The sequence below is a fragment of the Nocardia sp. genome, assembly GCF_025465275.1.
In the GTDB taxonomy this organism is placed as follows: Bacteria; Actinomycetota; Actinomycetes; order Mycobacteriales; family Mycobacteriaceae; genus Nocardia.
In genome coordinates this window covers 1-26415 of the sequence record NZ_JAODNK010000048.1, presented here as the reverse complement: position 1 = coordinate 26415, position 26415 = coordinate 1, and the positions used below count along the sequence as shown (strand labels likewise).

At 67.1% G+C, this 26415-nt stretch carries 25 protein-coding genes and 1 riboswitch; of the genes, 8 read left to right on the top strand and 17 right to left on the bottom strand.

The window, feature by feature from the left end; translation table 11 throughout:
• Positions 1–84 precede the first annotated feature (84 nt).
• From JWN03_RS10290 to JWN03_RS10275, 4 genes are all read left to right on the top strand, one after another.
• A complete protein-coding gene (locus JWN03_RS10290) occupies positions 85–1110 on the top strand; it encodes a cytochrome P450 (RefSeq protein WP_297613185.1) in 1026 nt (341 codons plus the stop codon).
• Positions 1111–1269: 159 nt separating this feature from the next.
• Positions 1270–1725: a hypothetical protein gene (locus JWN03_RS10285; protein WP_297613183.1), complete on the top strand. Its 456-nt coding sequence runs from the start codon at positions 1270–1272 to the stop codon at positions 1723–1725.
• A gap of 45 nt (positions 1726–1770) precedes the next feature.
• The gene (locus JWN03_RS10280; protein ID WP_297613181.1) at positions 1771–2286 is read left to right on the top strand and encodes an ImmA/IrrE family metallo-endopeptidase; all 516 of its coding nucleotides are present in this window, start codon (positions 1771–1773) and stop codon (positions 2284–2286) included.
• A gap of 5 nt (positions 2287–2291) precedes the next feature.
• A complete protein-coding gene (locus JWN03_RS10275) occupies positions 2292–3488 on the top strand; it encodes an MAB_1171c family putative transporter (protein ID WP_297613179.1) in 1197 nt (398 codons plus the stop codon).
• A 111-nt stretch (positions 3489–3599) separates the two neighbouring features.
• Here the strand turns inward: JWN03_RS10275 and JWN03_RS10270 are convergent, their stop codons facing one another.
• From JWN03_RS10270 to JWN03_RS10260, 3 genes are read right to left on the bottom strand one after another with little or no spacing between them, the layout of a single operon-like run.
• Complete coding sequence (locus JWN03_RS10270; RefSeq protein WP_297613177.1) at positions 3600–4163, bottom strand: histidine phosphatase family protein; 564 nt, start codon at positions 4161–4163, stop codon at positions 3600–3602.
• The gene (locus JWN03_RS10265) at positions 4160–5017 is read right to left on the bottom strand and encodes a CbtA family protein (RefSeq protein ID WP_297613174.1); all 858 of its coding nucleotides are present in this window, start codon (positions 5015–5017) and stop codon (positions 4160–4162) included. Before JWN03_RS10265 ends, JWN03_RS10270 begins: the two co-directional genes overlap by 4 nt.
• Before the next feature lie 21 nt (positions 5018–5038).
• Positions 5039–5248 carry a CbtB domain-containing protein gene (locus tag JWN03_RS10260; protein WP_297613171.1) on the bottom strand — a complete coding sequence of 70 codons (210 nt, stop codon included), beginning with the start codon at positions 5246–5248 and terminating at the stop codon, positions 5039–5041.
• Positions 5249–5311: 63 nt separating this feature from the next.
• Positions 5312–5386, bottom strand: a riboswitch (cobalamin riboswitch).
• Between the two features lie 283 nt (positions 5387–5669).
• On the opposite strand from JWN03_RS10260, the gene JWN03_RS10255 reads away from it, so the two are divergent.
• A complete protein-coding gene (locus tag JWN03_RS10255; RefSeq protein WP_297613168.1) occupies positions 5670–6311 on the top strand; it encodes a hypothetical protein in 642 nt (213 codons plus the stop codon).
• Positions 6312–6332: 21 nt separating this feature from the next.
• Here JWN03_RS10255 and JWN03_RS10250 read toward each other — a convergent pair whose 3' ends face one another.
• The 9 genes from JWN03_RS10250 to JWN03_RS10210 form a co-directional block, all read right to left on the bottom strand.
• Positions 6333–6707: a DUF4143 domain-containing protein gene (locus tag JWN03_RS10250; protein ID WP_297613165.1), complete on the bottom strand. Its 375-nt coding sequence runs from the start codon at positions 6705–6707 to the stop codon at positions 6333–6335.
• A gap of 75 nt (positions 6708–6782) precedes the next feature.
• Positions 6783–7808 (bottom strand): ketopantoate reductase family protein, encoded by a 1026-nt coding sequence (locus JWN03_RS10245; RefSeq protein ID WP_297613162.1) that lies wholly within the window; start codon positions 7806–7808, stop codon positions 6783–6785.
• Positions 7805–8542, bottom strand: a complete 738-nt coding sequence (locus JWN03_RS10240) for a DUF1684 domain-containing protein (protein WP_297613159.1) — start codon at positions 8540–8542, stop codon at positions 7805–7807. Before JWN03_RS10240 ends, JWN03_RS10245 begins: the two co-directional genes overlap by 4 nt.
• Positions 8539–10239 (bottom strand): dipeptide ABC transporter ATP-binding protein, encoded by a 1701-nt coding sequence (locus JWN03_RS10235; RefSeq protein WP_297613157.1) that lies wholly within the window; start codon positions 10237–10239, stop codon positions 8539–8541. The genes JWN03_RS10240 and JWN03_RS10235 overlap by 4 nt, the downstream gene beginning before the upstream one ends.
• Positions 10236–11159 carry an ABC transporter permease gene (locus JWN03_RS10230; RefSeq protein ID WP_297613155.1) on the bottom strand — a complete coding sequence of 308 codons (924 nt, stop codon included), beginning with the start codon at positions 11157–11159 and terminating at the stop codon, positions 10236–10238. Before JWN03_RS10230 ends, JWN03_RS10235 begins: the two co-directional genes overlap by 4 nt.
• Before the next feature lies 1 nt (position 11160).
• Positions 11161–12117 (bottom strand): ABC transporter permease, encoded by a 957-nt coding sequence (locus tag JWN03_RS10225; protein ID WP_297613152.1) that lies wholly within the window; start codon positions 12115–12117, stop codon positions 11161–11163.
• Positions 12114–13805, bottom strand: coding sequence for an ABC transporter substrate-binding protein (locus JWN03_RS10220; protein ID WP_297613150.1), 1692 nt, complete (start codon positions 13803–13805; stop codon positions 12114–12116). The genes JWN03_RS10225 and JWN03_RS10220 overlap by 4 nt, the downstream gene beginning before the upstream one ends.
• Complete coding sequence (locus JWN03_RS10215) at positions 13802–14995, bottom strand: acyl-CoA dehydrogenase family protein (protein WP_297613147.1); 1194 nt, start codon at positions 14993–14995, stop codon at positions 13802–13804. The genes JWN03_RS10220 and JWN03_RS10215 overlap by 4 nt, the downstream gene beginning before the upstream one ends.
• A complete protein-coding gene (locus tag JWN03_RS10210; protein WP_297613144.1) occupies positions 14992–16179 on the bottom strand; it encodes an LLM class flavin-dependent oxidoreductase in 1188 nt (395 codons plus the stop codon). Before JWN03_RS10210 ends, JWN03_RS10215 begins: the two co-directional genes overlap by 4 nt.
• Before the next feature lie 229 nt (positions 16180–16408).
• On the opposite strand from JWN03_RS10210, the gene JWN03_RS10205 reads away from it, so the two are divergent.
• Positions 16409–17287, top strand: coding sequence for a LysR family transcriptional regulator (locus JWN03_RS10205; RefSeq protein WP_297613141.1), 879 nt, complete (start codon positions 16409–16411; stop codon positions 17285–17287).
• Complete coding sequence (locus JWN03_RS10200) at positions 17287–18144, top strand: sulfurtransferase (protein WP_297613138.1); 858 nt, start codon at positions 17287–17289, stop codon at positions 18142–18144. The genes JWN03_RS10205 and JWN03_RS10200 overlap by 1 nt, the downstream gene beginning before the upstream one ends.
• 57 nt (positions 18145–18201) lie before the next feature.
• Here the strand turns inward: JWN03_RS10200 and JWN03_RS10195 are convergent, their stop codons facing one another.
• The 4 genes from JWN03_RS10195 to JWN03_RS10180 form a co-directional block, all read right to left on the bottom strand.
• On the bottom strand, positions 18202–19554 hold the full coding sequence (locus JWN03_RS10195) for an FAD-binding oxidoreductase (RefSeq protein ID WP_297613136.1): 1353 nt from the start codon (positions 19552–19554) through the stop codon (positions 18202–18204).
• Between the two features lie 127 nt (positions 19555–19681).
• The gene (locus tag JWN03_RS10190) at positions 19682–20257 is read right to left on the bottom strand and encodes a TerD family protein (protein WP_297613133.1); all 576 of its coding nucleotides are present in this window, start codon (positions 20255–20257) and stop codon (positions 19682–19684) included.
• Between the two features lie 113 nt (positions 20258–20370).
• A complete protein-coding gene (locus JWN03_RS10185; protein ID WP_297613131.1) occupies positions 20371–21357 on the bottom strand; it encodes an alpha/beta hydrolase in 987 nt (328 codons plus the stop codon).
• Positions 21358–21513: 156 nt separating this feature from the next.
• Positions 21514–22572, bottom strand: coding sequence for a zinc-dependent dehydrogenase (locus tag JWN03_RS10180; protein ID WP_297613129.1), 1059 nt, complete (start codon positions 22570–22572; stop codon positions 21514–21516).
• A 153-nt stretch (positions 22573–22725) separates the two neighbouring features.
• Between JWN03_RS10180 and JWN03_RS10175 the strand changes: the two genes are divergently transcribed.
• Positions 22726–24726 (top strand): PTS mannitol transporter subunit IICBA, encoded by a 2001-nt coding sequence (locus JWN03_RS10175; protein ID WP_297613127.1) that lies wholly within the window; start codon positions 22726–22728, stop codon positions 24724–24726.
• An 87-nt stretch (positions 24727–24813) separates the two neighbouring features.
• Here the strand turns inward: JWN03_RS10175 and JWN03_RS10170 are convergent.
• Positions 24814–26415 (bottom strand): phosphoenolpyruvate--protein phosphotransferase (locus JWN03_RS10170; protein ID WP_297613125.1); only part of this gene is annotated, 1602 nt, incomplete at its 5' end.

The following is a 26415-nucleotide window of genomic DNA, read 5'->3' as shown; positions in this document are numbered from 1 at the left end:
CGGTACTGCGGTCGCTGCGGGACGGCGGCGGCGTGCATCGAGTGGCGACGCCGGACGGGCCACCGGCATGGCTGGTGACGCGTTATGCGGATGTCCCGGCTGTCCACGAATCTGCGCTACAGCCAGGGGGAGGACTATCGCGGGTTCGCGGTTCCGCCGCCGCTGGACGTGTTCCAGCGCAGCGAGCCGGAGCAGTGGACACGGCTGCGCAGCCGGGTGGTCGGTGAGCTGCGCCAGGCCGGGGAATGGACCGATCGGGCGGCGCTGCTGGTCGGGAAGTGCCTGGCGGAGCTCGACGGCGTGGACGAATTCGATTTTGTGGAGCGGGTGGCATTGCCGCTGCCCGCGGTTATTCTCGCGGAACTGCTGGGATTGCCCGATACCGAACGGGATGCGCTGGCGGCGTGGGCGAATGCCACGATGCGGCCGGATTCCCTTCCGCGAGCACGAGATACGCTGGCGGCGATGCAGGAGATCATCACGGCGGTGATCGCGCGAGGGCTGCAGGACGGCGAAGATACGATGCTCGGCCGATTGGTACACGCCGAGATCGACAGTGCGGGAACCGATTCCGGTGACATTGCCGGACTGCTGTTCTACCTGCTGTTCGTCTGGTACGAGGTATTGATGGACGTGATCGCCGGGGCGGTGCTCGTCTTTTCCGGTAGGCCCGAACAGCTCGCGGGAATGATGTCGGTTCCCGATCGGTCCGGGCCGGTCGATGAATTGCTGCGCTTCCTGTCGCCGCAGGTGCTGGCCGGACCGCGCTTCGCGGTCACCGATCTGGAGATCGGCGGTCAGGTGATCGCGGCGGGGCAGACGGTGCTGCTGTGCCTGGCGTCGGCGAATCACGATCCGGAGCGGTTTTCCGACCCGGCGGAACTGGATGTGTGGCGCGGTCCCAATCCGCATGTGGCGCTGGGCCACGGCGCGCACGCATGTGTCGGCGCCGGATTGCTGCGGCCGGTGCTCGCGTCCGTTCTCGAACAGATCTACACCCGCTGGCCGAAATTGCATGCAACCATTGATGATCGGGACGTGCCCTGGCGATCGGGCTTCCGCCATCGTGGTCCGCTCACGCTGCCGGTGCGAGCAGGGGAGCGCTATTGAATGGGGCGAGCAGCTTTGGTCGCCCCATCCGGGACTTCGCACTCACCGGCTCCGCTGCCCTCCCCTTCGGAGGCAGCGATATCGGCGATCGATAACGAAGTAGGCACGAGTATATGATCGAGCTCACCTCGACTGTCAACTGCAGGAGACAAGATTAGAATGGTTGCCGCGCAACAGCATCCGTTCACCAGTGCGCTCAACAGCCTGATCGGCGGCATGCATCCGCCCGTGACCAGGGACGGCCGCGAAGTGGAGATCACCCACCGCGCGCTGGCCGAGGATATTCACAGCACCACGGGTGTCGGCCTTTCGGCGAACTATCTGTGGAAGTTGCGGACCGGGCAGACGGTGAACCCGTCGTTCGAGACGCTGGAGGCGCTGCGCCTGTACTTCGGCCTGGACAGTCTCGATCCGCTCACCAATCCCGAACTTGCCGTCGCGCGCGGCCGCGAGTTGGCATTGGTCAACGCGCTCAAGGGAAAAGCCGATGGTGCGGCACTCGAATTGGTGCTGCGCGACGGGCTGGCGCACGGTACGGTGCGGGCCGACACCATCGCGGCCATGCTCGATGTGCTGCGGCGCATCGAGTCGGAGAACTACGGGGAAGACTTGTGAGCCATGCGGATCGCGGTCTGGGAGGGCTCGGAGAATGAACGTCCGATGATGGATCATCGCCGGCTGCGGCGCGAGCTGCGCGGGCTGGAACTGCCCAGTCGATTCACGGTGACCGAATTGGCGGAGACCCTGGCCCGGCGGCGCGGGCGGCCGTTGCGGCTGCGCCCGGAACCGTTCCCGGTGGCCGGGCTCTCCGGTGGTCTGCTGGTGACGCGGGATATCGATTTCCTTGCCTACCAGAGCAATACCAGCGAACTGCACCAGGATCACATCGTCTGCCATGAATTCGGGCATCTGCTGGCCGGGCACGAGCCCGTCACGGTGACCGGGCAGGACGCACTGCGACTGCTCGCCCCGAATATCGATCCCGCCGTCGTGCGCCGCATGCTGGGCCGCACCTGCTCCTCGGAGCGGGAGGAGCAGGAGGCCGAGCACATCGCCGATCTGCTCATGGCACACCACATCACGCGCTGGACGCCGCGCGCGGAATGGGTGCTGCCCGATAACGCACCCGCCGATATTCGCAGTCTGCTCGACACCTTCGGACCTGGAATCGACTGATAGCAGTGCAATTCGCCCTCGTCTACGGAAGTGTCGGAGCGCTGGCCGCAGGGGTATGCCTGTGGCGGCTGATACTGGCCGCCCGCAATCCGCAAGCCACGGCCCGCTGGGCGGTCGTTGTTGCCATCGCCTGCACGGCAATAGGTTTCGAGGCCGCGGTGCCGCAGACCTATGAGCGGATCGGCCGGGTCAGCGGGATACCCAATCTGGCGACGCTGATCGTCTACTCGGCCATCACCACCGCGGTCATGGCGCAGATCGTCTGGACGACGTATCTGATCGTGCCCAATGCTCCCGCTGATACGAACGCACATATCAACGGCCGCAGCGTGACACTGGTGAACGTGGCCGTCGTGGTGACCATGGCCGTGCTGTTCTCCATAGCGCCGGTCCATGACGAAAGCCACGCCACCGACTTCGACTATCACTATGCGACCACCTCGATGGTCGACGCCTTTCTCGCCGTCTACCTCTGCGCGTACACGCTGGCGCTGCTGCGCATCATCATGCTGTGCCGCACCTGGCTGCCGCACGCGCGAGAACAGCCGTGGCTGCGCCGAGGTCTGCGCCTGCTGGCCTCGGGCTCCGTCATCGCGGTCGGCTACAGCATCGGCAAGGTCATCGCCCTGGTGGCCGCGTGGGCGGGAATCTCGGCGCGCCACTTGAATATCGACATCGCCCCCGCCTTCGCCAGTATCGGCGCGGCCATCATGCTGATCGGCTACCTGTGCCCCTCGCTGCTACCGCAGGCGATGGCCGGTGTGCAGCGCATTCGCGCCTATCCCCGACTGTATCCGCTCTGGTCGGCACTGAGTGCGGCCGCCCCCGAAGTCACGCGTACGGCGCCGAGCGCCCGTGGTGTCTCCCGGGATCGGCTGTACCGCCGGGTCATCGAGATCCGTGACGCCCTACTGCTCCTGCAAACGCATCTGAGCCCCGAAATAACCGCTCGCGCAGAGCAAGTCGCCGACGAGCTGAATATCCCCGCCGGTGAACGGGAGGCGGCGTTGGAGGCGGCGCGCATCGCATATGCGCTGGATTCCCACCGGAACGGGTCGACTCCGATCGATCGGGGCGAGACCTTCCGCCGCCCCGCCCGCCCGACCTTCATGGGCGAAATCACCTGGCTGGTAGCGGTTTCCACCGCCTACCACAGGTCGCCGATCGTGCCCGCGGTGCGCAGCCGCGAAACCAGCACCTGACGAAATCGCCCTTTGCCGCTATCCTTTCCGGTGCGGGCGTGCTGTTCGATATCCCCTTCATCGAACAGCACGCCCGTCCAAATACCTTGACCCGCTGTAGATTCCGGGGAATCAGAGGGGCAGTGCGGTCTCGCGCAAGGTCCAGGCGCCACCGCGTTGGTGCAGGGTGGTGGCGCTGAGCGGTGGGATGTCGATGCGCCAGAAGGACGTTGCGGGAGCGGACAGCGCGATCAGGATGGTGGCGCGCACAACGGCGGGGTGCGTGACCGCGAGGATGCGCTGCGGATCCTGCACGAGGGTGTCCATCCACGCGCGGACGCGCTCGATGAGATCGGTGATCGATTCCCCGTCGTGTGAAACATGATTCGGGTCGGTCAGCCAGCCCATCAACTGTTCGGGCTGCAGGTCCGCCATGCCGGAGCCGGTCCAGCTGCCGCAATCCAGATCGCGCAGTGCGGGTTCCGTGCTGCCGGTCAATGCCAGCTGGGCCGCGGTCTGGGCCGTGCGGGCCTCCGGGCCGACCTGGATCAGGTCGGCCCGGAGGGTGCTGTGATCAGCTTTCTGCACGGTGCGCAGCCCCAGCTCGCTGAGTGGTTCGTCAGCGGCAAATCGCGCTGCCGCCATGGCCTCGGTCATGGCGTGCGAGATCAGCGTGAGCCGGGTAACTGCGCTCATGCGGCGGAAGCCGCCGCGACGATCGGTGCGGGACTGGTCTGGCGGCCGAACAGCCGCGGCGCCAGCGTGGCGAATCCGACTCCGATGACCGTCCACAGAATCAGCTGGGCGGCAAAGGAATAGAACCGGAAGAAGAACAGATCGTCGGCCGGGAACCCGGGGTAGACGATCTTGCCGGACGCATCGGTCAGTGGCTGCGGGGTCTCCGTCGCGAAATCACCGAACTCGGATTTGTTGGCCGAGAGCTGACCGAGTGACGGCAGCAGGGCCATCACGATGCCGATCGCCACCGCGAAGGCCAGCCCCGCCACGATCGTCGCGTTCCAGTTGCCCAGTCGCGCTTGCAGTCTGCGGCCCAGCCAGATCGCGCCCAGCAGCAGAATACCGGTGATCACGATCATTGCCACGTACAGACCCGTGCGCTCCTTGATGGTGTCCGGATGTCCGATCGACGGCGGATTGGCCGGGTACTTCAGGAATGGGACACCGTAGAACACCAGGAACATGCCGCCGGCAACCACCAGCGCCAGATTGCGCGGGGTGAGCTTGCCGACCCGGCCGACGCAGACGCAGTACGCCGTCGCGAACAGCGCGCCCATGGCGATGCCGAACAGGACCATGCCGAAGCCGATACCGGTAGTGGACTGGATGTCGCGACTGAAGATTTCCGTACCCATATCGGCCATCGGATGGCCGCCGGCCTTGTCCAAGGCCATCTGGGCGTTGTCGCGGCCACTCTCGTAATCGATGGCGCGATTGATGATGGGTTCAGCCAGGATGCGGGCGAACAGGAACGCCAGAAGGCCGCCGAGTGCCCCTACCAGCAGGCCCCGGAAGATGATTCGCTTTTCCATTGTGCCGACTCGTTTCCCTGGCTAGTGGCAGGGGAAGCCGAGGAAATGCCGGGCGTCGTGCACGAACTCGTGGACATGCGTATCGCTTCCGAAGATCGAGACCGCGCCCTGATCGATGCCGATGAAGTAGTAGGCGAGCAGCGCCAGCAAGGTGGTGCCGGCCAGCCACATGGCCGTTGTGGGGAGCGAGAGTGTTTCCACCCCGGACTGGGGGACGTAAGACGTAGCCATGAGACTCTCCTGAACCTGGCGGGGATTTACGCGTCCCCGGTGGTGGGCATTGCACGGCTCTTCGAGTGTCTGACTCGCACCTCCGCAGGGGAAGTGCTCACAGTGGCGCGACCGTCCCGGGTTTGCACCGGGTTCCTCGAATCATCGCTCACATCACCATACGAAACCCCTGATGCGCTGGTCAATCGGGGAGCCACCAGATGAGATCGCACGGCACCCGGCGGGGTGGTCCGACTCGGCGGGTTCGGGTTCGGCCAGGGACCGGCATTCTCGGACAGGAAATTTGCTCGCGGCGCGGACATACTGTGGCGTGGGAATTTTCAAGCCCAGGTGCCCGGTAGGGGAGCTGGAGCGGCTGTGGGTCGAAGAGATGATGAGCTGGTGCGCAGCCCAATTCGGCCCTCGAACACTGCGAACGCCCGTGATCCTGCCGACCCCCGACTTCTTTCCCGGCTCCTACACCGGGACCGAGCAGGAGATCCGGGCACTGGTCGGCAGCGTGAGCAGCTATATGGGTGTGCGCCGCGATCGCATTGTCGTGGAGCTGCATTCGGACGGCGACAGCCTGCCGGACAATGTCGCCTTCCTGGCGGGATCCACGCACGGGGAGGCCGGGCACTACCGGCTGGAGCCCGGTCGCGCGGTGGTGTCACTGGACATGGCGCACATGCGCTCCCCGGTGACGCTGGTCGCCACTGTCGCCCACGAACTGGCCCACGAACGCCTCCTCGGTGAGCACCGCATAGACCACACCCGCCGCGACAACGAGCAGCTGACCGACCTGGCCACGGTCTACCTCGGCCTCGGAGTGTTCACCGCCAATGCCGCATTCCAGTTCTCGCAATCCCGGCACGGGTGGCGTTCCCAAAGTCTCGGCTATCTCTCCCAGCCCATGTTCGGCTACGCCCTGGCCTGCTGGACCACCCTGCGCGGCGACCGGAAACCCCTGTGGGCCAAACACCTCGACCTCAACCCCCGCGTCTACATGAAGCAGGGGCTCGAGTACCTGCGATCGAACCCCGAAGCCCTACCCGACCGGGGCACCGCAATCCCCGAGTGTTAGGGCTTCTGCCGATCGCTCTGGCTATGCCGGTGGTGTGGTCCACAGTGCACTGATGGGCAGGCAGGTCAGATTGTCGCCGAAGGGGAGTTGCTGGTCTCCGCAGTAGAGGACGTATCCGGCGTGGAAGCGGTCGCCAAGGCGGCGTTGCAGGATGCGGAGGGCCCGGAAGTCGTCGGTACGGACGGTTTCGGAGGCTTTGACCTCGATGCCGATGATGCGGCCGGCGTTATCCTCGAGGATCGCGTCGACTTCATAGCCGTCGCGGTCGCGGTAGTGATGAAGCTGAGCCATGGTTCGGCTCCAGGTGAGCTGGCGGGTGAGTTCACCGAGGACGAAGGTTTCGATGAGGCCTACTCGATACTTTGCCGACAGGTAAGCCGATAATCTGCCGACCACTCAGGCGATGATTTGCCGACATTTGAGGCGATGATCTGCCGTATGCGGAAGTTGTCGGGCTCCTGAATTGGGAGGTCAGGTGTGGTTGGCGGGGAGGAGGGCGGCGAGGGCGCCCAGGCCGGGGAGGTCGATGCCGCCGCCGGAATGGGTGGCTCGGCCGAGTAGCTGTTGGAGGCGGGCGTTCAGGGGGGCGGGGACATGGTGGAGGCGGGCCAGGAGGGCTATTTCGCCGTTGAGGTAGTCGACCTCGTTGGCGGAGGTGCCGCGGGCGAAGCTCTGCCAGGTGGAGGATCTGCCGGGGATCACTCCGGAGCGTTCGGTGAAGTTCTCCTGGGCGGGGTCGAGGGTCAGGTCTGTGGTGTTGTGGTGGGTGATGCCTGCGGCTGCGAGAACTGTCTTGGCTTCGGCGGTCAGGGCCGCGCTGACTGCGTCTTTGAGGGTGCGGTCGCCGGCGAAGATCGCGATGCCGTTGTTCACGCTGAGCAGGATCTTGGCTGCTTTGTAGGCGCGAATATCGGTGACGGCTTCGGCTCTGAAGTTCGCGGCTTGCAGGTCTGTGGTGAAGGTCTGGAGGGGCTGCTCACCGGCGGCGGGCGAGGCGGCGTTCGCGATACCGGCGATGACACCGCCCACGTACGGGTGCCCGCCCACTCGCACCTCACCAGTCCGGACGTGCTGGGCCGAGATCAGGAAAACCGCGCCCAGCACAGTGTCGAACCAGCGGGCCGCGGTGCGTTCGGCGTCCAGCCCGTTCTGTGCGGTGACTACCGGCACCAGATCGGCTGCCAGGCCCCGGATGCGGCCGTGCGCGTCGGTGACGTCCCGCCAGGCGATGGCGGGCGCTACGGCTGGCAGATCCTGGGACTTCACCGCGAAGACGACGATATCGCCGACTCGCAGCCCGAGGTCGTCGGTGAGCGCCGCGACCGGTAGCCGAACCTCCCGGTGCCCGGCTTGGGAGTGATACGACAGCGGTTGCCGCGCAAGATGATCCAGTGTCGCGCCGCGGGCCACGAGCAGGATCTCGTGGCCACGATCGCCGAGCTCGACGGCCAGGCTCACCCCGACCGCGCCCGCGCCGACAATGACGTACCGGGTCATCGGTCCGCCCGCAGCAGTCGGGTTTCGCCGGCGCGTACCGGGAAGTCCAGCCGATTCTCCGCCGGCGGCAGGGGGCACAGGTAGTGATCGGTGAAGGTGCACGGCGGCAGATAGGCGCGGTTGAAGTCCGCGACGATGTGTCCTTCGGCATCCGGAGCGGGAACCGTCAAGAACCGGAACCGCTGCGTCTCAGCACCATTGGTGGTGTCGGCGAAGGTGATCTGGATATCTCCGGACAGGGTGGCCGCGCCCCACAGCACCAGATCCCGGCCGTCGATCGGCAGCCGGATGCTCACACCGGTGTTGTCGCTGACGAATCCGTCGATGTGATCGAGTTCCAGTGCCGCCGACGGGGTTTCGATAACCCCCTCAATCACCCAGTCCGGGTCCGGATCGAATGCGGCGATCCCCTGGAGGCCGGTCCGGGTCGCGGCCTGCGGGTCGAACACCCGCAGTGCGACCGCACCGGCGCGAATCAGCGGTTGCAGCACCAGGTCTCCGCTGCGATGCCGTTCCCCGGGCGCGAGTTCGAGATGCAGTCCGGGCCCATTGCCGACGGCCCGCCCGTTGGTGGCGACCCAGCTACCCGGCACACCCTCGATCTCCAGCGGGGTATCGCTGAGCCAGTGGGTGCCGGTGGCTGCGGCAATGCCGTGTTCATCGGTGGCCTGGGCATTGCGCTCGGTGCGCCACTGCTGCCAGTCGGCCGCCCAGGTGCCGGTTGTTGCGGTCACGGGATATGCCTTTCGACGAGATCGGTGGGAGTGCGGCCGGACGGCGCCCGGCGGCCGGGTATCGCGGCGAGCAGCCGCTGCGTGCACACATGTGCGGGAGTGCCGAAAACATCGGCAAGGGAACCGGATTCGACGACCTTGCCCTTGTCGAATACCGAGACGGTGTGCGCGATCTGTGCGACCACCGCCAGGTCGTGCGAGACGAACAGATAGGCCAGGCCGAGCCGCTGCTGCAGATCCAGCAGCAGCTCCAGAATCTGTTCCTGAACCGAGACGTCCAGCGCCGACACCGGTTCGTCGAGCAGCACCAGATCCGGCTGCAACGACAGCGCCCGGGCGATGGCGACCCGCTGCCGCTGCCCGCCGGACAGCTCCTCGGGCAACCGGTTCAGCGCGGTGCGCGGCAGCGCCACCTGGTCGAGCAGTTCGGTCGCGCGGGCGTGCCGCTCGGCGCGGCTGCCGATCCCGAAGGACACCAGCGGTTCGATAATGCTGTCGCGCACCGTGAATCGTGGATCCAGGGAGGCGAACGGATTCTGGTGCACCAGCTGGAACCGCCGCCGCAGCGGTCGCAGTTGCCGCCAGGACAGTCCCGCTATATCGGTGCCGTCGAACCGCACCGAGCCCGAGGTGGGCGCATCGAGACCCATGGCAATGCGCAGCATGGTGGTCTTCCCGGAACCGGATTCGCCGACCACGGCGTGCGTGCGCCCCGCGGCGACCCGCACCGACACCTCGTCGAGCGCCACCACGCGGTGCCCCCGACCGCCACGCGGGGCCCGGAATTCCTTTGTCACCGAGTCGATCTCGAGAATCGTCTCGCCCGCCCGCGCCTCCTGGTCCGACAGCCGGAAGCGCGGCTGCACCACGCCGCCGTGTGCCAGTGCGGGCGCGGCCGCGATCAGCCGGCGGGTGTAGGCGTTCTCCGAATGCACGAGAATCTCGGCGGGCGTGCCGGATTCGGCGATCCGCCCCTGCCGCATCACCACCACGCGGTCGGCGCGGTCGGCGGCGATGGCCAGATCGTGGGTGATGATCAGCAGCGCGATGCCGCTTTCGCGCACCAGCGATTCCAGGTGATCGAGAATGCGCGCCTGCACGGTCACATCCAGCGCGCTGGTCGGTTCGTCGGCGATGATCAGCTCGGGCCGCCCGGCCAGCGCGATGGCGATCAGCACCCGCTGTCTTTGCCCGCCGGACAATTCGTGCGGATAGCGGTGCAGGCGCTGCTCCGGATCGTCCAGTCCGGCCGTGCGCAGTACGTCGAGAACCTCGGCATCCGCGGCCGCACCTCGGAGGCCGCGCAATCGCACGGCTTCGGCGACCTGAGCACCGATGCGCTGAGTGGGGTTGAGGCCGAGCATGGGATCCTGCGGAATCAGCCCGATCGTCGAGCCGCGTAGCGAGCGCACCAGTTTCTCCCGAGCGCCGACGATTTCGACTCCGCCGACTCTGATGGATCCACCGGTGATTCGCGCGGCATCGGGCAGCAGTCCGATCACGGCATGGGCGGTGGTGGACTTACCCGATCCGGATTCACCTACCAGCGCGACGATTTCGCCGGGACGCACCGCCAGGGTGACATCGTGTACCGCCGGTTCGACCGCGCCACCGCGCACATATCCCACTGCGAGACTGTCGATTTCGACGATCGGTGTGCCGGTGCGCTCGCGCTCGGCCGTGGTGGCGAGGGTCATCGCCGCACCTCCCGCAGCGTCTGAGCGATATGGTTCAGCGCCAGCACCGTGGCCGCCACCACCGCACCGGGCAGCAGCGATACCCACGGCGCGGTCACCAGGAAGCTCCGGCCACCGGCCACCAGCGATCCCCATTCCGCCCGCGGCGGGGCGGCGCCGAAGCCCAGGAAGCTCAGTGCGGCAACGGCAATGATCGCCGTCCCGAAGTCCAGTACCGCCAGTGACAGCACCGATCCCCACGAATTGGGCAGCACGTGCCGGATCAGCACCCGCGGCCACGAGCCGCCGCCCGCGCGGGCGGCCTCCACATACGGCAGTGTCTTCACCCGCAGCACCTCCGCCCGGGCGGTGCGCGCGAATCCGGGAATCGTGGCCACTCCCACCGCGATGGCGACCGGAATGGTGCCGAAGCCGAGCGCGGTGACAATGGCCAGGGCCAGCAGCATGCCCGGAATTGCCAGCTGTACATCGACCACCCGCATGATCAGCGCGTCGAAGAAGCCGCCGAGGAAGCCGGAGACCACGCCGAGCAGCAGTCCCGCGCACAGTCCGATGGCTATCGCGATGAGCGCGGCCTTGACCGTGAGATCGGCCCCGAACAGCGTGCGCGTCCACAGATCGCGCCCGAGCTCGTCGGTGCCGAAAAGATGTGCGCCGCTGGGGGATCGCAGCCGCTCGGCCGGTGCGGTGGCGTACGGGTCGTGATGGGTGAACAGGGTGGGTGCGAAGGCCGCCACAATCACGAAGGCGACCAGCAGGCTCGCGAGCACGAAGCCGGGGCGGCGGGCGAGCAGCACCGCCCGCGAGCGGGACCGGACCCGGCCCTCGGCAGCCGCGCCGAGGAGACCGGAATCGTCGAAGGTCCGGGCGGTCACGGGAGCGCTCGCGTCGCCCACGGCGGTAATCAGGTTCTGCACCACGTCAATTCACCTCTGCGTGCGCGGGGTGGGCAATGCGGGGATCGAGCAGGGGATAGAGCAGATCGACGATAAGATTGATCAGCACGAATCCCGCGGCGGCGATCACGACGATCGCCTGCACCACCGGAACATCCTTGGCCAGTACCGATTCCTGGGCCAGCCGGCCGATGCCATTGCGGTTGAATACGGTTTCGACCACGATCGCGCTGGTCACGGTCAGGCCCACCAGGACTCCGACAATGGTCAGCGCGGGCAGTGCGGCATTGCGGAAGGCATGTCGCAATTGCACCGTCCCGCGTGAGAGCCCCTTCGCCCGCGCGGTCTCGATGTACGGCTCCCGCAGTGTCTCCTGGAAGCTGCGCCCGAGCACCTGCGCCAGCTGGGCCGCGCCGGGCAGAGCCATGGTGATCACCGGCAGCACCAGGAATTTCCAGTTACCGCTGCCCGAGGACGGCAGCCAGCCCAGGTCGAAGGAGAAGTACTGGATGAGCACGAGCCCGACCAGGAACGACGGCACCGCGACACCGAGCGCGGGCGCGCGGTCCAGCAGGATTCGCACGGGCCGGAGGCGCACGAAAGCGGCCAGGTAGGCCACCGTGGTGCCGAGCAGCACCGCGAGCAGACCGGCGAGCAGGCTGAGTGTCAGTGTGCCGCCGATCCGTTCGGCGAGCAGGTGGCTCACCGGCACCTGCTTGGCGATCGAGGTGCCGAAATCGCCGTGCAGCGCGCCCGTCAGCGACGAGAAGTACTGCTCCAGCACCGGCCGGTCCAGCCCGTACTTCGCCTTGGCCGCCGTCAGCTGCGCCGCTGTGAGCGAATCGGTTTCGATACCGGCGGCGCTGAGCTGGATCGATACCGGATCACTCGGCAGCAGGTACAGCACCACGAAGGTGACCGTGAACGCCGCCCAGAGCACCCCTGCCGCCTGCGCGATCCGGCCGGCCAGGTAGCGAATCACGGCTGGATCCAGACGTCGTCCAAATCTATGAAGGCCTCGGAGGTGAAGCGGAAACCATTGACATGGTTTCGGATTCCGGCGTACTGCACGCGCTCGAAGAGCGGGAAGGTGACGCCGGCGTCGACAAGTACACCCTGCAGCTCGCCGTAGATCTGCTGGCGCACAGCCGAATCCGTCGATTGCACGGCGCGGCTGAACAGGTCGGCGATCCGGGCGGCGGTATCGGGCTTCTGCGCATTGCGGGCCAGCGCTTTCGAATTGGCGAGCGCCTCCACCAGGATGAATTGCAGCGCACCGGGATCGGCGCGGGTGAAGTAGGTGTCGAGCAGGTCGTACTGGCCGCCGCTGATGACCGCATTGCGCTCGGCTGCCGTGATCGTCTTCAGCTGAAGTTCGATGCCCACCTTGCGCAGCTGGTCTTGGAACAGCTCCGAACCGGTGGTGCCCGGGGCGATCGGCCAGGTCAGTGTCAGCCGCTTGCCGTCCTTGGAGCGGTACTGGTCACCGGGGGCGAGCTTCCAGCCCGCCGCGTCCAGAATGCTTCCGGCCTGTGCCGGGTCGTAGGCGAGCTTGCCGGTCTGGGCGGCGTAGTACGGCGTGGTGCTGTCGAACGGTCCGCCGACCACGGGGTAGTCCGAGCCGAAAGTTGTTGCGGCGAAAGTCTTCAGGTCGACGGCGTGGTAGAGCGCCTGCCGCACCTGATCGTCGGCCAGCGGATGACCTTCGCTCACATTCGGATACAGCGTGTAGGAGACGCCCGGCAGGGAGCGCGAGCGCAGGTACGCACCCGAGCGGCCGATGAGGTCGCGGTCCTCCAACGTGAACGGGTTACGCGGCCAGGCGATATCGATCTGCCCGCTGACCAGGTTGCCGGTGCGCACACCGTCCTCGGCGACATAGCCGGCCTGGATCTTGTCCAGGTACGCGTCACCCTTGTTCTTGTTGAACGGCGACGGCCAGCGGTAGCCGGTGCGGCGGCTCAGCGAAACACCCTGTCCCGGTGTGTAATTGTCGAGCTTGAACGCACCCGATCCGATCACATCGCCGAGGCAGCGCTGCTGCGCCGTCTTCTGGAACGAGGCCGGGGACAGCAGCGCCAGGTTGGTCGTCGAGGTCGCCTGCAGGAATGAGGCATTCGGCCGGCTGAAGTGGAATCGCACCGTCTTGGGGTCGATCACCTGCGTCGAGTCCAGTCCCACAAGGTAACTCGCGCCGTAGGCGGTGCCATTGGAGGTGTGGGCCACATCGAGGAAGCCGTCGAAGTTCGTCTTCACCGCCGCCGCGTCCAGTGGTGCGCCGTCGGCGAAGGTCACTCCGTCGCGCAGCGTGAAGGTGTAGTCGAGGCCGTCCGTGCTGATCTGCCATGCGGTGGCCAGCCAGGGCACGATCTCCCCGGTGTCGGGGTTCTGGTCGGTCAGTGAGTCGGCGAAATTGCGGATCAGCGAGCGGTGTTCGATCCAGTAGGTCTGGAAGGGGTCGATGCAGGCGAAGGCCGCATTGTCCGGCCAGAACGCGATATTGAGGGTGCCGCCGCGCACCGGGTCCTTACCCTCCCCGGACGGCCCGCTGGCCGTTGTGCTGTTGCCGCCGCAGGCGCTGACCAGCAGGGTCATGGCGGCGGCAACGGCTGCGGCGCTGCGCCTTCCGATCTTCCGCGGGCTGCGGGCGGTGCGGGTGGTAGTGGTCATCGCGGGGTGATTCCTCGGGGTAGATCGGGAGCAAGGACCGACCGGCCCGTGCTCAGCAGGGCGGCGTCCTCCTGCGGTGGGTGCACCCGGACGCACAGCACATCGCGCAGGTGACGTTCGAGCGGGTGGTGCCGGGTCAGCGCGGCATTGCCGAGTGCGGCGACCGCGGTCTGCACCGCCGCGATCACCGACCGGGAGATGAGCACCTTCACCGCCGAAAGACGCTGTGCCGCTTCGGGGTCACCGGCGGCCAGCCGATGCAGCGTGCCGTACAGCAGGGTCTCGGCCTGCACGATCTGCGTCTCGATCTCACCGGCCACCACCTGGATGCGTTCGGTCTCGGCGATGGGCTTGCCGAGCGCGGTCGGCACGCGGGTGCGCGCGTACTCGGCGAAGGCGGTCCGTGCCGCCCGCGCCACCCCCACGTACAGCGCGGCGTGCCCGAAAGAGGCGGGACCGGTGGCGACCGCCGGATCGCGGTAGACGCCGTCCTGGAACGGTATCTCCGAGAAATTCCGCAGCGGCACTGCGACATTCGAGTAGCTGACGTCGTGGGTATTGGACGCGCGCAGCCCGAGGTGATCCCAGGTGTCGTGCCAAGTGATGCCCTCGGTGTCGGCGGGAACGATGAGATGTCCCACCCGGGCGGGTGATTCGTCGGTCACCACCCACACCAGGTGATAGGCCAGGGCCCTGCCACCGGTCGCGAATGTCTTGCGCCCATCGAGAATCCACCCGTTCGCGGTGCGGCGGGCAGTGGTGGCCGGCAGGCCGCCGCGAGCGGGCGCTCCCAGTTCAGGCTCGGCGCGCACCGCATTGACCAGCGTCGGCGCTTCGGCGGAGCGGCGCACCAGCTCGGCGTAGAGATCCTCCGGCCAGTGTCCGGCGGCGGCCTGGGCCAGATGAGCGCCCAGGTTATTGGCGGCCAGCAGCGCCACCGACGGATCGCCCTCGCCGATCGCGACCAGAATCCGCACCACCTCGCTGTGGCCCAATTCGGGGCCGCCGTACCGCGCGGCGACCGTGGCGGTGAGATAGCCGCCGCGATGCGCCACCAGCAGACCGGCCTCCGGCACCGCTCCGCTGCGGTCGTACAACGCTGCGGTGGTGGCGATTTCGGCGGTCAGCGCGGCGAGCGCGGCAGCTGAGGTGTCGGGGACGGTCAGCGTGCGGCCGGTAACGGTGGTCACGACCGGCCTGCCGTGGCCAGTGCGCCCAGATGCTCGCCCTGCAGGGCGCCGCGCCGACCGGTGACCCGGCGGTGCTCGAGTTCCTGCCGGACCAGCGGCAGCACATAGCGCCCGTAATCGATGACATCGTTGACGGTGTCGTAACCGCGGATCGAGACCAGGCTCGCGCCGAGGTCGATGTAGTCCAGAATGGCCGCGGCCACCGTCTCCGGGCTGCCGACCAGCGCCGTCGACGCGCCCTGGCCATTGGTGGCCGCCGCGGTCCGGGTCCACAGCGCGCGATCGTAGATCTCCTGGCGCTGCGCGAATTCCAGCGCCCGCTGCGAGCCGACATTCTGCGGTGCGGCCTTGTTCCCCTTGCGGAACGCGCCGGTCTCGAAGGTGCGGGAGATTCGCTCGGCATAGTCGTGCGCCTTCGCCCAGGCCAGCTCGTCGGTGCGATCGATAATGGGGCGGAAGGTCACCCAGATGCGCGGCCGGTCGGCGCGCCCGGCCGCCGCCGCGATGCCGTGCACGCGGGCGATCTGAGCTGCGATGTCGGCCAGCGGTTCTCCCCAGAACGAGAAGATATCGGCCTTGCTCCCGCCGATATCGAAGGCGGCATCGGACTGCCCGCCGATCGAGATCGGAATGGCTGCGGCGTACGGCGGGAAGCCCGGACCGAAATCGTCGAACCGGTAGTGCTCGCCCGCGTGGGAGAACGGCTGCGTCTCGGTCCAGGACCGGCGCAGCACATCGACGAATTCGCTGGTGCGGGAGTATCTTTCGGACTTGGGCAGGTAGTCGCCCTGGCGCGCCTGTTCGGCATCGCTGCCACCGGAGATCAGGTGCACCACCGCGCGCCCTTCGGTCAGCTGATCGAGGGTGGCCAGCTGCTGTGCCGCGACCGTCGGGAACACCGTGTTCGGGCGGACCGCGACAATCGGCTTGATCCGCTCGCTCACCTGTCCCACCGCCGCCGCGAGGACGAACGAGTCCGCCGAGGCCGAGCCGTACGGCAGCAGGGTGGCGTCGAATCCGCCGTCCTCGAGCGTCCGCACGTACCGGCGCACGAACGGCAGGTCGATGCCCCGGGACGGGATCGGCACGAGCTCGGTGGAGGCATTGGTATGCGTGAGGCTGATGAATTCAACCTCTGTGGCCGCAGTGGCGGGCACGGCATCCGCGGCGGGATCGGCAGTCATGGAATTCCTCTCGGGAGGCGGCGCTCGATGCGCTGCGGCCATGCTATGGAGCACAGGCCCGCCGAAACCAGAGTTCTTTTCATCGATTTCAATTCGTATTGCCGATAGCAACCGATAGTCGAAATCCATTCGACCCATTTCGATCTCGCAGATTCGAACGGTACACAAAAGCAGCGGAATGTAGTTGGCTGAATTCAACCTGTCGTGCCTACGCAAGGTGGAATGCAACATGGCGGACCCGCTGGATCTGACGCATCTGCGCACGCTGGTGACCATCGCCGATACCGGCGGGTTCCGTCGCGCAGCCGATGCCCTGCACCTCAGCCAGCCCTCGGTCAGCCAGCACATTCGCCTGCTGGAGCGGCGACTGAAGCTTTCCCTGCTGGAAAAGGACGGCCGCGGTTCCCGTTTCACCGCCGATGGGCAACGCTTGCTGGTGGAGGCCCGCGCACTGCTGTCGGTGCACGATGAAATGCTCGCGCGATTCGCGCCCGTCGATCATCAGCGCATCAGTATCGGTTCCACCGAGCATTCCGCCGACGGTTTGCTGCCCGAACTTCTCGGAGTACTGCGCGCGGCGTATCCGGAGACCTATCTGCATTTCCGGATCGACCGTTCGACCACACTCACCGATTCGGTGCTCAAAGGCGCCCTCGATTTCGCGGTTGTGCTGGGCGGCAATGGCGATCCGGTGGGCAGCGAGGTCGGCGAGCTCGGGCTGCGCTGGGTGGCCGGGCCGCGCTGGCAGCTGCCGTGCCCGCCCGAGCCTATCTCGCTGGTGGCCTTCGAGGAGCCGTGCGGATTGCGGCGGCGTGCGGTGCAGCGGCTCACCGAGCTCGGCTACGAGGTGTCGGTGACCGCGGAATCGGGCAATCTCGATGGTGTATTGGCCGCCGCCAAGGCCGGACTGGGCATCGCCCTGCTGCCGTTCCACACCGCCATCCCGGAGGGTGTGGCCGAGGTGTCCGCGCTGCCCGCGATGGGCTCGATCGACGTGCGACTGGTCGCGCGACGCGGGCTGCCCCACGATATCGAGCGCACCGCGGTCGACACCATTACCGCCCACTACCGTTCCGTGACCGGACGACGACTGCGAGGAGTCGCCTGATGCCTTCCCGTACCGAAACTCTCATCACCGTCGACGAACTGGCGAGCCGGATCACCGCGGTCGAGCCGCTCGTCGTGCTCGACGTGCGGTGGCAGCTGGACCGCCCGGATGGGCGAGATATATACGCCGAGAGCCACATTCCCGGTGCGGTGTATGTCGATCTGGAGACCGAGCTCTCCGATCACGCGCTGGCCGGGCGGGGTCGTCACCCGTTGCCGTCCGGATCGGCGCTGCAGGCCGCGGCCCGGCGCTGGGGCGTGCGGGCGGGTGTTCCGATCATTGTGTACGACAACTGGAATCGAGCCGGTTCGGCGCGGGCGTGGTGGCTGCTGCGGGCGGCGGGGATCACCGATGTCCGCATTCTCGACGGTGGCCTCGGCGCCTGGGTGGCGGCCGGGCACGATGTGGCCGCCGGCGCCGTGCACCCGCGGCCCGGTGATGTGCGGATCGCCCACGATGATCTGTATGCCGGTGCGGCAGCGACTTTGAGCGCCGACGAGGCGGCGGTGCTGGCCGCCGACGGTGCGCTGATCGATGCGCGTGCGCCCGAGCGGTTCCGCGGCGAGGTCGAGCCGGTCGATGCGGTACCGGGCCATGTGCCCGGCGCACGGAATGTGCCCAGTGGATCGGTTCTCGACGAACACGGATTCTTCCGTCCGACAGCGGAACTGGAAGCGCTGTTCAAACAGGTCCGCGATGCCGATCGGGTGGGCGCCTACTGTGGCTCCGGAGTCACCGCGGCCGTGGATATCGCCGCCCTGCGGGTGCTCGGGATAGACGCGGCGCTCTTCCCGGGTTCCTGGTCGCAATGGAGCTCGGAAGCCGAACGGCCGGTCGCGACCGGGTTCGAGGCCTGACCGGGTTGCCGGCGCGTCAGCGGTGGAACCGCGGCGCGTCGGCGCAATCATGCTGTGTCAGTATGCTTTTCCCGGATTGAACAGCCCGTTCGGATCCAGCGCGTGGCGAATCTGCCGCTGTACCCGCAAGGCGTCCGGTCCCTGCTCCCGTTCGAGCCACTGCCGCTTGAGCACTCCCACACCATGTTCGCCGGTGATGGTGCCGCCCAATTCCAATGCGGTGGCGAAGATTTCGTCGGCGGCCCGCGTCGCGCGAGCAGCGGCGCCGGTATCGTCGCCGGGCACCACGATGATCGGGTGCAGATTGCCGTCTCCCGCGTGCCCGAATGTGTAGATGCGGCTGTGGTGGCGGGCAGCGATCTCGGTGATCCGGCGCACCGCCTCGGCGATTCGGGAACGCGGCACCGCTATGTCCTCGATCAGGACCCGCCCGTGCCGTTCGAGGGCGGGCAGGGCCGCTCGGCGGACCGCGAGCAGTTCGGCGGCGGCCTCGGCGTCATCGCCCACTTGAATGCGAGAGGTGTACTGCCGGAAGACATCCGAGATGATTCCGGCTTCCGCGCGAGCACCGAATCCGTCGGCCTGCGCCACCACGAACGCACCGGCGGCCTGGGTGCGCACACCGAGTAGATCCTGAGCTTCCCGCAGTGATGCCTCGTCCAACAACTCCAGCATCGCGGGACGGACGCGTGCGGCCAGCACTGCCGCCGTGGCGGATGCCGCCTGCTCGACATCATCGAACCAAGCCGCCACGGTGAGGGTCTGCACCGGAATCGGCTGCAACCGCACCACCGCCTCCACGATCACCCCCAGCGTCCCCTCCGAGCCGGTGAACAGCCTGGTCAGATCCAGCCCCGCAACACCTTTCGCGGTCCGCCGACCGGTGTGCACGAGGCTGCCGTCGGCAAGGACGACACCGAGTCCGAGCACCGCGTCACCGGTCACCCCGTATTTGACGCAGCGCAGGCCACCGGCATTGGTAGCGATATTGCCACCGATGGTCGAGATGGCGATGCTGGCCGGATCGGGCGCATAGCGCAGACCGTGCAGTCCGGCCGCTGCGTCCAGCGTTGCCCCGCTCACCCCGGCCTCGACCGCCGCCCACTCGTCGACGGCCGAAATCTCCAGAATCCGGCGCAGCCCACTGACATCGAGCACGAGCGTGCCCGCACCGGCCGACGCACCACCCGCCAATCCGCTTCCGGCGCCCCGAACCACCACCGAAAGGTCTTGTTCCGTCGCGAGAGTCACCGCTCGGCGGACATCGTCGATGTCGGCCGCGAGCACCACGATCTCGGGCGCACCCGACGGGTCGTAGCCCGACCGATCGATCCGGTACTCGCCGGGGATCTCGGCCCCGATCAGCACGGCACCGGAAAACGCCGCTACCCCGGCGGTCGAAAGGCTCATCACCCGTTCATCATCGCCGAGCACAACCCCGAACGGCACGGCCGAACCGATCGGAATCTCCTATACGTGCTGTTCCGCGCGGCGGCAGACCCGGTACCCGGAATCTGCCGCAGCTCAGCGGGTGGGGTCAGAGGCTGACGCCGAAATCGGTGGCGATGCCGGCCAGGCCGGAGGCGTAGCCCTGGCCGGTGGCGCGGAACTTCCACTCGGCGCCATTGCGGTAGAGCTCGCCGAAGACCATGGCGGTTTCGGTGGAGGCGTCCTCGGACAGGTCGTAGCGGGCCAGTTCGGTGCCGTTGGCGCGGTCGACCACGCGAATGTAGGCATTGCGGACCTGGCCGAAACTCTGCGCGCGGGTGTCGGCTTCGTAGATCGAGACCGGGAAGACGATGCTGTCGATGGTCGGCGGGGTGTTGGCGAGGTCGACATTGATGATCTCGTCGTCGCCTTCGCCCTCACCGGTCTTGTTGTCACCGGTGTGCTCGATGCTGCCTTCCGGCGACTTCAGATTATTGAAGAAGACGAAGTGCCCGTTCGAGACGACCTTCTTCTCCGGGTTCAGCGCAATGGCACTGGCGTCCAGGTCGAAGTCGGTCCCGGTGGTGGTCCGCAGATCCCAGCCCAGGCCGACGGCCACCGCGGTGAGGTTCGGGGCCTGCTTCGTCAGCGATACGTTGCCGCCCTTGGTCAGACTGACACCCATTGTGCTTCTCCCATCGATTTATTACGGCGACCTGCCTCCGGGCCGCCGAACTTCTCGGAGTACGACTCCGCAACGCGTTCAACGTCGTTCTGCACGGGATGGTTCCGAACCACTCAGATCACGGTCGACGAGCGTTGCCGGTCCGTGCCGGTGGTGGTTTCGATATCGGCGATGAATCGTTCGACGGCGGTGAGTGCCGCGCGCGCCTCTGGGAGGAGGCGATGACCCACCTGGAAGACGTGGAACATGCCCGGCCACAGCTGCACCTCGCAACGTCCGCCGGCGGCGCGTTGTGCGGCGCCGAATGCTTCGGCGTCGGCGCTGAGCATTTCGCTGCCGCCCGCCTGCAACAGGATCGGCGGGAGGTCCGGGCCGACACCGTCGAGGACGGCGAGGCGTGGATCGTCGAAATGTGTTGTGCCGGTGTAGAGGCCGGTCATGCGGCTGGCCAATCCGAGCGACATGAACGAGTCCCGCACCTGGGTGCGGCGCTGATCGGCCAGCGACCAGGTCGCGTCGACCAGTGCGGAGAAGCAGACCACCGCGCGGGGTTGCGGCAGCCCGAGTTCGCGCAGCTGCACGCACAATCCGAGCGCCATGTGCCCACCGGCCGAATCGCCTATCACCACAATGTCTTCGGCGGCGTGCCCCTGTTCGAGCAGCCACAGATATCCGTTGAGGACGTCGTCGTGCGCGGCGGGAAACCGGTGTTCGGGGGCGAGGCGGTAGCGCAGCGCGAACGCGGACCGCTCGAGCCGGCGCGCCAGTTCGGACACCAGACCCCGGTGCGTCGCGGGGCTGCAGCCGACATAACCGCTGCCGTGCAGGTAGTAGACCAAAGGTTCACCGGGCTGCGGTGGTTCGCCCACCCACTCACCGACGGTCCGGCCGCGCGGTCCTTGCTCGTCCACGGGCCGGTGTGCGAGTTTGGGGTCGAACCATATTCGGCAGACGGCGGCCAACCCGAGGCGCGCCGCCCCGACACCGAACCGATTGGCGGGAAGGACCGCACCGAGCGGCCGCAGCGTGGCATTCAACGCGAGAATCGCGCCCTGACTCGGCAGCGACACCGTCGCGGCTCCGCGATCTCCATTGATCATCGCTCCATTGAACAACCGCTCCGGTACCGCTTGCAATAGCTAGCGCCGACGTCGGCGGGCGGCAGTCGTGTTCGGCGTCGTGGTCGGCGACAAGATCACCCTCAACCTGGAGGTCGAGGTCGGCCTGCAGGCCTGACTCCCCGCCTTCCGTCGATTTCAGGGTTCCACGGTGACCTTGATGGCCGCGCCGCTCTCGACGATCGAGAAGGCGTCGAGGACATTGTCGAGTGGGATGTGGTCGGTAATGAGATCCTTAACCGGTACCTGGCCCGTCGAGATGTAGTCGAGGGCACGTTTGTTGTGTGCGGGCGCGGATCCGTTGGCGCCGTGGATATGCAGCTGCCGGTAGTGCACCACGTTGGAGTCGCAGGTGATGACGGGGTTGGTCTTGGGCAGGCCGCCGAAGAAGGAGATGCGGCCGTTGCGCGCGGCCATGGCGATGGCCTGCTCCTGAGTGATATTGGCGGCGGTCGCAGTGATGATCACATCGGCGCCGCGACCGCCGGTCAGCTCCATGACTCGCGCTACGACGTCGACCTCGGCGGCATTGATCACCTCGTCGGGCCGGACCGCGTCCGCCGACAGTGCCAGCCGCTGGGCATTGACATCGACGAGATACACCGGCCCGCAACGATGTACACCGCGCGCGATGCGAATGTGCATACAACCGATCGGGCCGGCGCCGAAGACCACGACCGTGTCGCCTGCCTCGATCCCGAGCAACTCCTGTGCATTGATCGCGCAGGCGAGCGGTTCGGCCGCCGAGGCCTCGTCGAATCCGACATTGGCGGGGATCCGGTTGAGGCCGTCGACCTGGAGCACCTGGCTGGGCACGATCATGTACTCGGCGAAGCCGCCGTCGTACTGGTATCCCACCGACGTCTGGTTCTGGCAGACCGCCATCCAGCCCTTGTCGCACTCGTAGCACTTGCCGCAGGGCACGGCGGCGATGACCTGCGCGCGGTCTCCGATGTGCCATTCCGTGCCGTACAGCTCGCGCACCGCTGCGCCGACTTCGACGACCTCGCCGGCGATCTCGTGGCCGAGTGTGCGTGGGGGAGTGAGGTTCTGGTGGCCGTTGTGCCGGATCTTGACATCCGTACCGCAGGTCGAGCAGTTGCGCACCCGGAGCTTGATCTCATCCGGACCGCACTCGGGTTCGGCGATGTCCTCCAGGCGAATGTCCTCTGGTGCGTAGTAGCGCAGGGCTTTCATGAGTCCACCGTAACGGTCATGCGGGCGTAAAGCCACAGGAATCTGTGCCCATTTGTGCCCGATCTCTTGTCATTGTGCCCGATTGTGCGGTCTACTACTGCAAGAGATGTGGCCGGGGTCACACGCTCGGTCGAGTTTTCCAGAGGAAGTCATATGTCTATCTCCCCACCGGAAACCCGCGGCGGCGCACGAGTGCGCGTGCAGCGAGTCGGTACATTCCTGTCCAGCATGGTCATGCCGAACATCGGCGCCTTCATCGCGTGGGGCCTGCTCACGGCCCTGTTCATCCAGAAAGGCTGGATCGAATCCCTCACCGATCGTTGGGGTTCGGGCAGCTGGGTCGCCCATATCGGCGGCTGGGGCGACTACGCCAGCGGCGGCATCGTCGCCCCGACGATCACCTATCTGCTGCCGATTCTCATCGGAGCGACCGGCGGTCGCATCGTCTACGACACTCGCGGCGCCGTCGTGGGTGCGATCGCCACCATGGGCGTGATCGCCGGCGCGGATGTGCCGATGTTCATGGGTGCGATGATCATGGGCCCGCTCGGCGGGTGGGCTATCAAGAAGCTGGATGCGCTGTGGGACGGCAAGATTCGCCCCGGTTTCGAGATGCTGGTGAACAACTTCTCGGCGGGTATCGGCGGCGCGATGCTGGCGGTCGTCGGCTTTTTCGGCATCGGTCCGCTGGTGTCCGCGTTCAGCCGGGTGGCCGGCAATGCCGTCAATTTCCTGGTGAATCATGATCTGCTGCCGCTGACTTCGCTGTTCATCGAACCGGCGAAGGTGCTGTTCCTGAACAACGCGGTCAACCACGGCATCCTGACGCCCCTGGGCACCACCCAGGCCAGTGCCAACGGCAAGTCGATCCTGTTCCTGCTGGAGGCCAACCCGGGTCCGGGACTGGGACTGCTGGTGGCCGTCGCATTGTTCGGCAAGGGTGCGGCGAAGTTGTCGGCGCCCGGCGCGATCATCATCCACTTTCTCGGCGGCATCCACGAGATCTACTTCCCCTTCGTGCTGATGAAGCCGAAGCTGATCCTCGCCACCATCACCGGTGGCATGACCGGTGTCTTCATCAATGTGGTGTTCGGCTCCGGCCTGCGTGCGCCCGCCGCGCCCGGTTCCATCATCGCGGTGTACGCGCAGACGGCCAGCGACAGCTATCTCGGCGTGACGCTGTCCGTACTCGGCGCGGCGGGAGTGTCGTTCGTGGTCGCCGCGCTGCTGCTGCGGACCGACCGTGACACCGGCGAGTCCGATCTGGCCGGAGCCACCGCCGCCATGGAGGCGATGAAGGGCAAACGCTCCATTGCCTCTGCCGCCCTTGTCCCTTCGGGGTTCGGCGACACCTCGCAGACGACGACCACCTTGGCCGTCCCGGCGGCGATTTCCACCATCGTCTTCGCCTGTGACGCTGGAATGGGTTCCTCCGCCATGGGAGCCTCGGTGTTGCGCAAGAAGATTCGGGACGCGGGATTCGCCGAGGTCAGTGTTGTCAACCAGGCGATCGCGAGCCTCACCGACAGCTACGACCTCGTTGTCACCCATACGGACCTCGCCGAGCGAGCGCGCGAACGGACACCGTCCGCCATCCACGTCTCCGTCGACGACTTCATGAACAGCCCCGAGTACAACGAGATCGTCGGGTTGGTCAGCCGTGCCGACAGCGCAGCCGCGCCGGACGAGACGGAACCGGCCGAGCCGGAAACCGGTTCGGACGGAGCAATGCTCGCCCTGGATTCGATCGTGCTCTCCGGCACCGCCAGGACCAGTGCCGATGCCATCGACGAGGCCGGCGGATTGCTGGTCGCGGCAGGAGCGGTCGACGGGTCCTACGTCGAGGCCATGCATGAACGGGAGCGGTCGGTATCGACCTATATGGGCAATGGGCTCGCCATTCCGCACGGCACGAATGAGGCGAAGACGAGCATCCGGCACACCGGAATCTCGGTGGTGCGCTACCCGCAGGCCATCGAATGGAACGGTAAGCCGGTCGAGTTCGTCATCGGCATCGCCGGGGCCGGGGACGATCATTTGGCGCTGCTGACCCGCGTCGCTCAGGTGTTCGTGGACAAGGACCAGATCGAGCGCCTGCGTGCGGCACAAACGCCGGGCGAGATCCAGGCTGTCCTTGGCAACGTTCACGTCTGAGTGATGCCGGATCGCCGCCGCCGCAGCGGATCTGCCGCGGCGGCGGCGAAACGGTCTATCTCGATGAGGGATTCACGCCGCGCCCGATCAGAGCCGGATGATCGCTGCCGCGGCGTGGCGTGCGGTGTGCGGATCCGTCGTCGACAGCACAGCCGCGGCCGCACGGCGGCAATCGTCCATGGTGACGGTGGCCAGGGCAGCCCCGACCGCACTGACCGCCGAGGCAGCCGCAGATAGTGAGGTGATGCCGAAACCGGCCAGCACACAGGCCAACAGCGGATCGGCCGCGGCCTCACCGCACACGCCCACCGGCTTGCCGAGCCGCTGCCCGGCCGCCGCCGTCTGCGCCACCAGCCGCAGCACGGCGGGCTGCCAGGGATCGGTGAACCCGGCCAGTTGCGGGGACAAGCGGTCGGCGGCCATGGTGTATTGCGCCAGATCATTGGTGCCGATCGAGGCGAAGTCGACCTGCTCGACAATCTCCTCGGCCAGGAGCGCCGCGGCCGGGACCTCGATCATGACGCCGGCCACCAGTCCGCGTGCGCGCACCTTCGCCGCAAACGACTTCGCCTCCGCCACAGTCGAAATCATCGGAGCCATGACCCACGGAATGCGTTCGCGCCCACGTGCCGCCGTGGCGATGGCATCGAGTTGACGATCCAGAATGCCGCTGTCGTGCGCGGCGATTCGAATACCACGCACGCCCAGTGCGGGATTGGCTTCCTCCGGATGTGCCGCGAAGCGCAGCGGCTTGTCCGAGCCCGCATCGAGGGTGCGGATGACCACTTTCCCTTGCGGACAGGCGTCGAGCACCTCGCCGTACAGCTCCGCCTGCTCGGCCACCGACGGCTCGGATTCGCGTTCCAGGAAACACAATTCGGTGCGGAACAGGCCGATACCCTCGGCCGGACTCTGTCCGGCGGACCGTGCTCCCGCACCGTCCTGCACATTCGCAAGTACCTCGACGCGCTGCCCGTCTGCGGTGGCGCCGGGACCGGACCAGCGCGCGGCGCGCTCGGCCGAGACTCGATACCCGGCAACCGCCGCAGCGGCGGCATCGGGCTCCGGGCGCACGACGACCCGGCCCTGTGCGCCATCCACCAGCAGGTCCGTCCCGGCGGGCACCTCGTCGAGACCGTCGACCGCGACCACGCAGGGAATTCCCAATTGGCGGGCGATGATCGCCGTATGGCTGGTCGGCCCGCCCAGCGACATGGCCAGTCCGACAATCAGAGTCGGGTCGAGCCCGGCGGTGTCCGCGGGTGCGAGGTCGGTCGCCACCAGAATGGCGGGCCCCGCCGGAGTGGGGATTCCGGGTTCGGGCGCACCCAGCAGCTCGGCCACCACCCGGTCGCAGACATCGCGCAGATCCGTAACCCGTTCCGCCATCAGGCCACCCAGCTTGGCGAACATAGTCGCGAACTGCTCGGTCGCGGCTTCCGCCGCATCGGCCGCGGATGTGCCCGCGGCGATCAGCTTCTCGGCCGCGCCCAGCCAACCGCGGTCGGTGGCCATGGCGGAATTCGCGGTCAATACCTCCGCGGCCGCACCGGTGGCCGCCCTCGCACGCAGTCTCAGGCGATCGGCGACGATGGTCGCGGCCCGCCGCAGGGCCTCGGCCTGCGCTGCCCGTTCGGACTCCGGAAGTGTTTCCTGTCCGTTCTCCCTGCGCGCTCGAGGTACCGGCCG

Bases quoted from the DNA above. Each gene is read 5' to 3' on its own strand.
- JWN03_RS10245 (WP_297613162.1), bottom strand. From the start codon at position 7,808: ATGACCCGGTACGTCATTGTCGGCGCGGGCGCGGTCGGGGTGAGCCTG.
- JWN03_RS10175 (WP_297613127.1), top strand. From the start codon at position 22,726: ATGTCTATCTCCCCACCGGAAACCCGCGGCGGCGCACGAGTGCGCGTG.
- JWN03_RS10290 (WP_297613185.1), top strand. From the start codon at position 85: ATGCGGATGTCCCGGCTGTCCACGAATCTGCGCTACAGCCAGGGGGAG.
- JWN03_RS10285 (WP_297613183.1), top strand. From the start codon at position 1,270: ATGGTTGCCGCGCAACAGCATCCGTTCACCAGTGCGCTCAACAGCCTG.
- JWN03_RS10180 (WP_297613129.1), bottom strand. From the start codon at position 22,572: ATGAAAGCCCTGCGCTACTACGCACCAGAGGACATTCGCCTGGAGGAC.
- JWN03_RS10260 (WP_297613171.1), bottom strand. From the start codon at position 5,248: ATGGCTACGTCTTACGTCCCCCAGTCCGGGGTGGAAACACTCTCGCTC.
- JWN03_RS10270 (WP_297613177.1), bottom strand. From the start codon at position 4,163: ATGAGCGCAGTTACCCGGCTCACGCTGATCTCGCACGCCATGACCGAG.
- JWN03_RS10265 (WP_297613174.1), bottom strand. From the start codon at position 5,017: ATGGAAAAGCGAATCATCTTCCGGGGCCTGCTGGTAGGGGCACTCGGC.
- JWN03_RS10235 (WP_297613157.1), bottom strand. From the start codon at position 10,239: ATGACCCTCGCCACCACGGCCGAGCGCGAGCGCACCGGCACACCGATC.
- JWN03_RS10205 (WP_297613141.1), top strand. From the start codon at position 16,409: ATGGCGGACCCGCTGGATCTGACGCATCTGCGCACGCTGGTGACCATC.
- JWN03_RS10185 (WP_297613131.1), bottom strand. From the start codon at position 21,357: ATGATCAATGGAGATCGCGGAGCCGCGACGGTGTCGCTGCCGAGTCAG.
- JWN03_RS10210 (WP_297613144.1), bottom strand. From the start codon at position 16,179: ATGACTGCCGATCCCGCCGCGGATGCCGTGCCCGCCACTGCGGCCACA.
- JWN03_RS10280 (WP_297613181.1), top strand. From the start codon at position 1,771: ATGATGGATCATCGCCGGCTGCGGCGCGAGCTGCGCGGGCTGGAACTG.
- JWN03_RS10220 (WP_297613150.1), bottom strand. From the start codon at position 13,805: ATGACCACTACCACCCGCACCGCCCGCAGCCCGCGGAAGATCGGAAGG.
- JWN03_RS10195 (WP_297613136.1), bottom strand. From the start codon at position 19,554: ATGAGCCTTTCGACCGCCGGGGTAGCGGCGTTTTCCGGTGCCGTGCTG.
- JWN03_RS10200 (WP_297613138.1), top strand. From the start codon at position 17,287: ATGCCTTCCCGTACCGAAACTCTCATCACCGTCGACGAACTGGCGAGC.
- JWN03_RS10190 (WP_297613133.1), bottom strand. From the start codon at position 20,257: ATGGGTGTCAGTCTGACCAAGGGCGGCAACGTATCGCTGACGAAGCAG.